The sequence below is a fragment of the Microcystis sp. LEGE 08355 genome, assembly GCF_015207185.1.
Lineage (GTDB): Bacteria > Cyanobacteriota > Cyanobacteriia > Cyanobacteriales > Microcystaceae > Microcystis > Microcystis panniformis.
In genome coordinates this window covers 1-5589 of the sequence record NZ_JADEXI010000311.1, presented here as the reverse complement: position 1 = coordinate 5589, position 5589 = coordinate 1, and the positions used below count along the sequence as shown (strand labels likewise).

Here is a 5589-nt window from a genome sequence, read left to right as displayed (position 1 = left end):
AAAGACATTTGGCGATTTTTGTCAATTGTTTTTGATCTAGAGCGAACTAATCAATTCAATCTCTTGCCAGATAAGGATTTAGTCGATTTATGCCACCCTATCGAACCATAACAAGTAACGAAGAGCCAGAATTCAGGAGTTAGGAGTCGGGAGACATAAGGGAAATCCTTACCCAATCGGGTTTTCACTAACTGTCAGGACAAATGGGTATTTTACGGGAGAGCTACTGAGCTTGACAGGAACGAGATTGGGTCATCTGTAGAACAATAGTATCGATCGCTTTCACCAGAGCCTGTCCGGAAACCCGTTGATTATTAACGATAATGCTAAATAACATCGGTTCTTGGTTGGGGTTTTCTAGATAACCCGATAGGGCCCGCACACCGGTAAGAGTGCCAGTTTTAGCGTAAACTGTGCCAGTAGCGGCCGTCTGACGCATTCGGTTTCTCAGGGTGCCACTAATTCCCGCTACCGGTAAGGAAGCATAGAAAGTGTCGCGATTAGGAGAATAATACATCACCCGCAAAATTTCCACGATCGAGCGGGGAGTAGCGGTATTACGGCGGGATAATCCTGAACCATCGGCTAAACGAAAACCACTGGGATTGATGCCCAATTGTGCCAAGATGGCAGTAACACTTTTAGAACCGCCGATAAAGCGAAAAAGAGTGTCAGCGTAGAAATTATTACTTCTCTGATTAGTGATATTCACCCAATCGCGCAGGGATTTTTTTTGAATTGTCGTTTCCGGGTTCATCACTTGTAAAGCGGCAGCCGTGGTAAATAACTTTGTATTAGAAGCAGGGATAAAATAGCGATCAGCGTTATGACTATAAATAACCGTTTGGCGATCGATAGATTCGATTAATATACCCCACTGATTGGGAGCTTGACCGATAATTTTATCGATATTTGCCCCAATCAATTGAGTACAGGTATTATTATTGGTGTTATTGTTTTCTGGCGGGGGAACGTATAATTCTATGGATTCGTTCGACGAGGAAGGAGCGGGATAAACAGACAGATTAACTTGAGCGATGCTAGGGTAGGCCAAGGCGATAGTGGCTACACTGGCCAATGTCAGCGAATTGAGGCTATTGAGGAGTTGTTTCATGCTGTGTTTGTGTAAGAGTCTGGTTTCCTTAAGCGTTCGCACTATTGTACCAGTTGCTGCTCAAGTGTCAAAGTTACCTGTCTAAGAGATTTTAGCGGCTAATGCACATCAATGCCAGAGAAGAAAGCTGGCAATAGCCCGCACTGATACCCCTTCTCAAGACCAGTTGGAATTTTTCTGGGTTCCAAAATCGTGCTATTTTGATACTGTTGACATTGCTGCTGACAATTTGGGGATAATAAAAGCAAAGTGTAGGAAAAGGGATATCAGATTCATGTATTCTGTCTCAGATGACTCCAAAACAATCACGAATACCAGCCGTCAAACTGTGCTAGAGACGTTAAACTTACAAAAAACTTATCGGACGGGATTCTGGTTAAATAAGAAAATCGAATCCTTGAAAAACTGTACTTTAATTGTCCATGAGGGCGAAACCTTTGGATTACTGGGCCCGAACGGGGCCGGCAAAACCACGCTCTTAAAAACCCTTTTGGGGATTGTCCGACCCACTTCCGGACGGGCCTTGATTCTCGGTCAACCAATTGGCGATCGCTCGGTCAGGCAACGCATCGGCTATCTTCCTGAAAATGCCTACTACTACGACTATCTCACCGGCTGGGAATTCCTACAATTAATCGCCGGCATTTTTCAAATTCCCTCTTCTGTGCAGAAAAAACGCATTCCTGAATTATTGGATTTAGTGGGATTAGACCGCAAAACTGCCCAGAAAAAACAATTGCGTCAATATTCTAAGGGAATGATGCAACGGATCGGTATAGCTCAAGCATTAATCAATGATCCAGAATTAGTCTTTTTCGATGAACCGATGTCGGGACTGGACCCTATCGGTCGCTATCAGGTGCGGGAAATTATTCAATCCCTCAAACAAGAGGGGAAAACCATCTTTTTTAACTCTCATATTCTCTCCGATGTGGAACAAATTTGCGATCGCATTGCCCTGTTGGCCCGGGGAGAATTACTCTGTGTCGGTTCCCTTGATCAAATTCTCGGTCGTGCTGATGTCTATCAGGTGATTGTTCAAGGTGGTAGGGAGGAGCAACTACAGCAATGGATACTCGGGTTGCATTGGCGCGATAATTGTTGGCAGGGACAATTACAGGGAGAACCCGATGCTTTTCTGGCTGCCCTGCCTAGTATGGATGTTCGCTTGATCAGTCTTAATTTAGCTCGTGCTTCCCTCGAAGAATTTTTTATCGACCAATTACGTCAGCGCGGTATTACCTCTAGTCAATAGGCACTCTCATACTAAATCCGTTTTTAATAGTAGCCAAGAAACATCCTCTCAGATTTGGTCAGGATTAATGCCCAATTCCCGCAGTTTGTTGGCTAATCTTTCCGCTCGTTGTTTTTCCTCGTTATAGCTGGTGAAAGCTTGTCCATCGGGATAAAAAAGCAACATTTCTGGTTCTCCTAACTGAAAACGAATGCCTAAACGGGGACTAACCCAATTATCGAGAGTTTCCAGAATTTCTAGCTGATTTTCGCCTCTTATCCAACCACTGGCATCGTTTTTATGGGGATCATAAAGATAATACTCCTCGACCCCATAACGGTCATAAAATAGCTGTTTTTTGGCCATTTCCGTGAGGGTGTTACCCGGAGAGAGGATTTCAAAAACCACCTGGGGACTAATGTTATTTTCTAGCCATTGTCGATAGGAACCTCTTTCCCCTTTTGGTCTTCCAAAAACCACCATGATATCTGGCGCTTGACGCAGTTTATTATCATTTTCCACGGGATACCAAAGTAAATCCCCCGCAACAAATACATCAGACTGCTCGCGAAATAGCCAGTCTAAATTAGTTTTAATTGTCGTAATCCAAGGAAATTGCAAGGTATTATCGGCCATGGGTTGACTATCGCTATCGGGGTAGATAATTTCAGTGACGTTAGTTTTATCTAGTTGCGAAACCATAAGACTAAGTTAAAAGGGAAAAATATAATTCTATAATAGCGGGCATTTGTATTATATAGCAATTCGTTGGCTGGGTTAGCAAGGTCTAGGCCACCGCCAGGATCCTAGACAGTGCCAAATTGCTGTGTTAGAGTGATAAATACTAGGAATAATCAGTCTATCTTCCTATACTAGCCCCTATGCAAGCATCGGTAGTTACTCTTCAAGAAATTATTCAAGGCAACACACAATATATAATTCCACTATTTCAGCGCACTTATAGTTGGAAAAAGAAAGATTGGGAAGATTTATGGGATGACATAAGCTATTTATACGGTCAAGAAAACCCTCGTCCCCATTTTATGGGTTCGATAGTTAAAACTCAAGTTTCGCCTAACTCCGGCGTGGTCAATAAATATCTGCTAATTGATGGACAGCAACGTTTAACGACTATTTTTCTGCTCTTTGCTGCTTTGCGAGACGTAGCGAAAGACCAACAAGAACAGGATTTAAGCGCAGAAATTGACAAAACATTTCTTGTTAATCCCTTTAAAAAAGGTTCTGATTACTTTAAAATTCAACCTACTCAGTTAGACCTAGAATATTTTCAGTCTGTAATCCGTGGCAAAATCATCGACAAAGAAAATACCATATCCCAGTGTTATTTCTTTTTTAAAAGAAAGATTAATGAACAATCATCTTCGTTAGCTAAACTAACAGAAGTTATCTGTAATCACTTATCTTTGGTCAATATAACTCTTGGTAATGACGACGATCCTTACCTAGTATTTGAAAGTTTGAATGCTACAGGGCAGCCTTTAACTGAGGCCGATTTAATTCGTAATCATTTATTTATGAAGGTTCGTCAAGAGGAGCAACAGACACTATATGATAGATACTGGCTGCCGATGCAGGAAAAATTAGGAGATAATTTAACAGAATTTATCCGTCATTATTTATCAAAAAGTGGGGCAGAAATTAGAAATAACGAAATTTATTCTGCCTTTAAAAATAAACTAGCTGATAATAATCCCGCTCTCTATATAGAGGACTTATATACATTTTCCATGTATTATGCCAAACTAATCACTCCCAGGCTGGAAAATAATTCTGGTATTCGTAAATATCTCGATTCTTTTCAGCGTCTAGAGGTCTCTACTATCTATCCATTTCTTTTAAATTGTTATGATGACTGGGGAAATAGCAAATTATCTGAAAAGGACTTTATAGAGGTTTTAAAAACCCTTGAAAACTTTCTTGTCCGTCGTTTTGTTTGTGGTATCCAGACTCGCGGACTTAATAAAACTTTTGCTTTACTATATTCCCAAGTTCAGAAAGATGCTGCTTTAAACTCTGAACCTTTTATTAAAAGATTAAAAATCTCTCTTCAAAAGAAAGACTACCCAAAAGATAATGATTTTAAAGAAAAGTTAATAACCATCAAACTATACGGAGGAAATCGCAGCGAAAAAGCGAAAATTATTCTCGGTGCGATCGAAGAATCTTTTGGTCATCGAGAAACTGTAGATTTAAGTGATTCTCGCCTGACTATTGAACATATTATGCCGCAAAAACTAAATGATAAGTGGAGGGATTATTTAGGAACAGATGCAGATATTACCCATCAACTTCTTGTGCATACTTTAGGTAATTTAACCCTGACGGCTTATAATGGAGAACTGGCGGATAAAGATTTTTATCACAAGAAAGAAGAACTCCATAACAGCCATCTCGAAATTAATAAATACTTTGATAGTATTAACTCATGGCAAAAAGAAGATATCGAACAACGTGCCGAATATTTGGCCGAGCGTGTTATAAAAATTTGGAGTTATTTTGGCGATGATTCGCTGCCAGTCAATGAAACTGCATCTGTCAAGGATACAAAACCCAAAAAACTAATTATTCGTGGTAAACAACAAACAGTAAAAACTTGGAAAGATGTACTAATTTGTACCCTGAATACTCTCTATGATCTAGACCCTGAAAAGTTTCAAGAGATTGTGCTAGAGTTTCCTCGCTTTTTATCGAAAGATGACACAAAATTTCGCCGACCTCAAAAACTTGAAAATAATATTTTTATAGTAGAAACTAATTTTTCCGCCAAAGATATCTACTATTTTTGTGTAAAAGTAGTAGAAACTATGGGATTATCCTCAGAGGATTGGTCAGTCGAGAGAGAACCTAAATAATCACTCCACCATCTCTTGACAAATAGGATAACTTGTGCATTACTATATCTCGCTCCATCCTGATATTTTTCTGAAGCTAGAAGGGTATAGTAAGAGAGATTCCGATTACCGCTTATTGAGATAAATCTATTATGATTATGGCTCTTCGGTAATTGTTATGCAAATAATTAACTTAAAATAAAATTCGATGAGAGCAACTACGCTCAAAAGTAGCTGAAATCCATACAGGTAGTCACTTACGGCACAAACAGGTTAATACCAAAAGATAGACAATTGAGTTAAGATTTGATATAATAGCCAAAAACCAGAGTATTTTACTTATGATACTTGACAAATTTTTGAACCTAGAAGGAACCTCTATTCAAGGC

At 39.7% G+C, this 5589-nt stretch carries 4 protein-coding genes; 2 read left to right on the top strand and 2 right to left on the bottom strand.

Going from position 1 to position 5589, the window contains the following annotated elements; genetic code table 11:
- Window positions 1–223: 223 nt before the first annotated feature.
- Entirely contained in the window at window positions 224–1114 is an 891-nt protein-coding gene (gene dacB, locus IQ242_RS15535; RefSeq protein WP_193960584.1) for a D-alanyl-D-alanine carboxypeptidase/D-alanyl-D-alanine-endopeptidase, read from the bottom strand.
- A gap of 274 nt (window positions 1115–1388) precedes the next feature.
- On the opposite strand from dacB, the gene IQ242_RS15530 reads away from it, so the two are divergent.
- On the top strand, window positions 1389–2369 hold the full coding sequence (locus IQ242_RS15530; RefSeq protein WP_193960583.1) for an ABC transporter ATP-binding protein: 981 nt from the start codon (window positions 1389–1391) through the stop codon (window positions 2367–2369).
- A gap of 48 nt (window positions 2370–2417) precedes the next feature.
- Here IQ242_RS15530 and IQ242_RS15525 read toward each other — a convergent pair whose 3' ends face one another.
- Window positions 2418–3050 (bottom strand): Uma2 family endonuclease, encoded by a 633-nt coding sequence (locus IQ242_RS15525; protein ID WP_193960582.1) that lies wholly within the window; start codon window positions 3048–3050, stop codon window positions 2418–2420.
- Between the two features lie 179 nt (window positions 3051–3229).
- On the opposite strand from IQ242_RS15525, the gene IQ242_RS15520 reads away from it, so the two are divergent.
- Window positions 3230–5221: a DUF262 domain-containing protein gene (locus tag IQ242_RS15520; protein WP_193960581.1), complete on the top strand. Its 1992-nt coding sequence runs from the start codon at window positions 3230–3232 to the stop codon at window positions 5219–5221.
- Window positions 5222–5589: the final 368 nt, after the last annotated feature.

Bases quoted from the DNA above. Each gene is read 5' to 3' on its own strand.
- dacB (WP_193960584.1), bottom strand. From the start codon at position 1,114: ATGAAACAACTCCTCAATAGCCTCAATTCGCTGACATTGGCCAGTGTA.
- IQ242_RS15530 (WP_193960583.1), top strand. From the start codon at position 1,389: ATGTATTCTGTCTCAGATGACTCCAAAACAATCACGAATACCAGCCGT.
- IQ242_RS15520 (WP_193960581.1), top strand. From the start codon at position 3,230: ATGCAAGCATCGGTAGTTACTCTTCAAGAAATTATTCAAGGCAACACA.
- IQ242_RS15525 (WP_193960582.1), bottom strand. From the start codon at position 3,050: ATGGTTTCGCAACTAGATAAAACTAACGTCACTGAAATTATCTACCCC.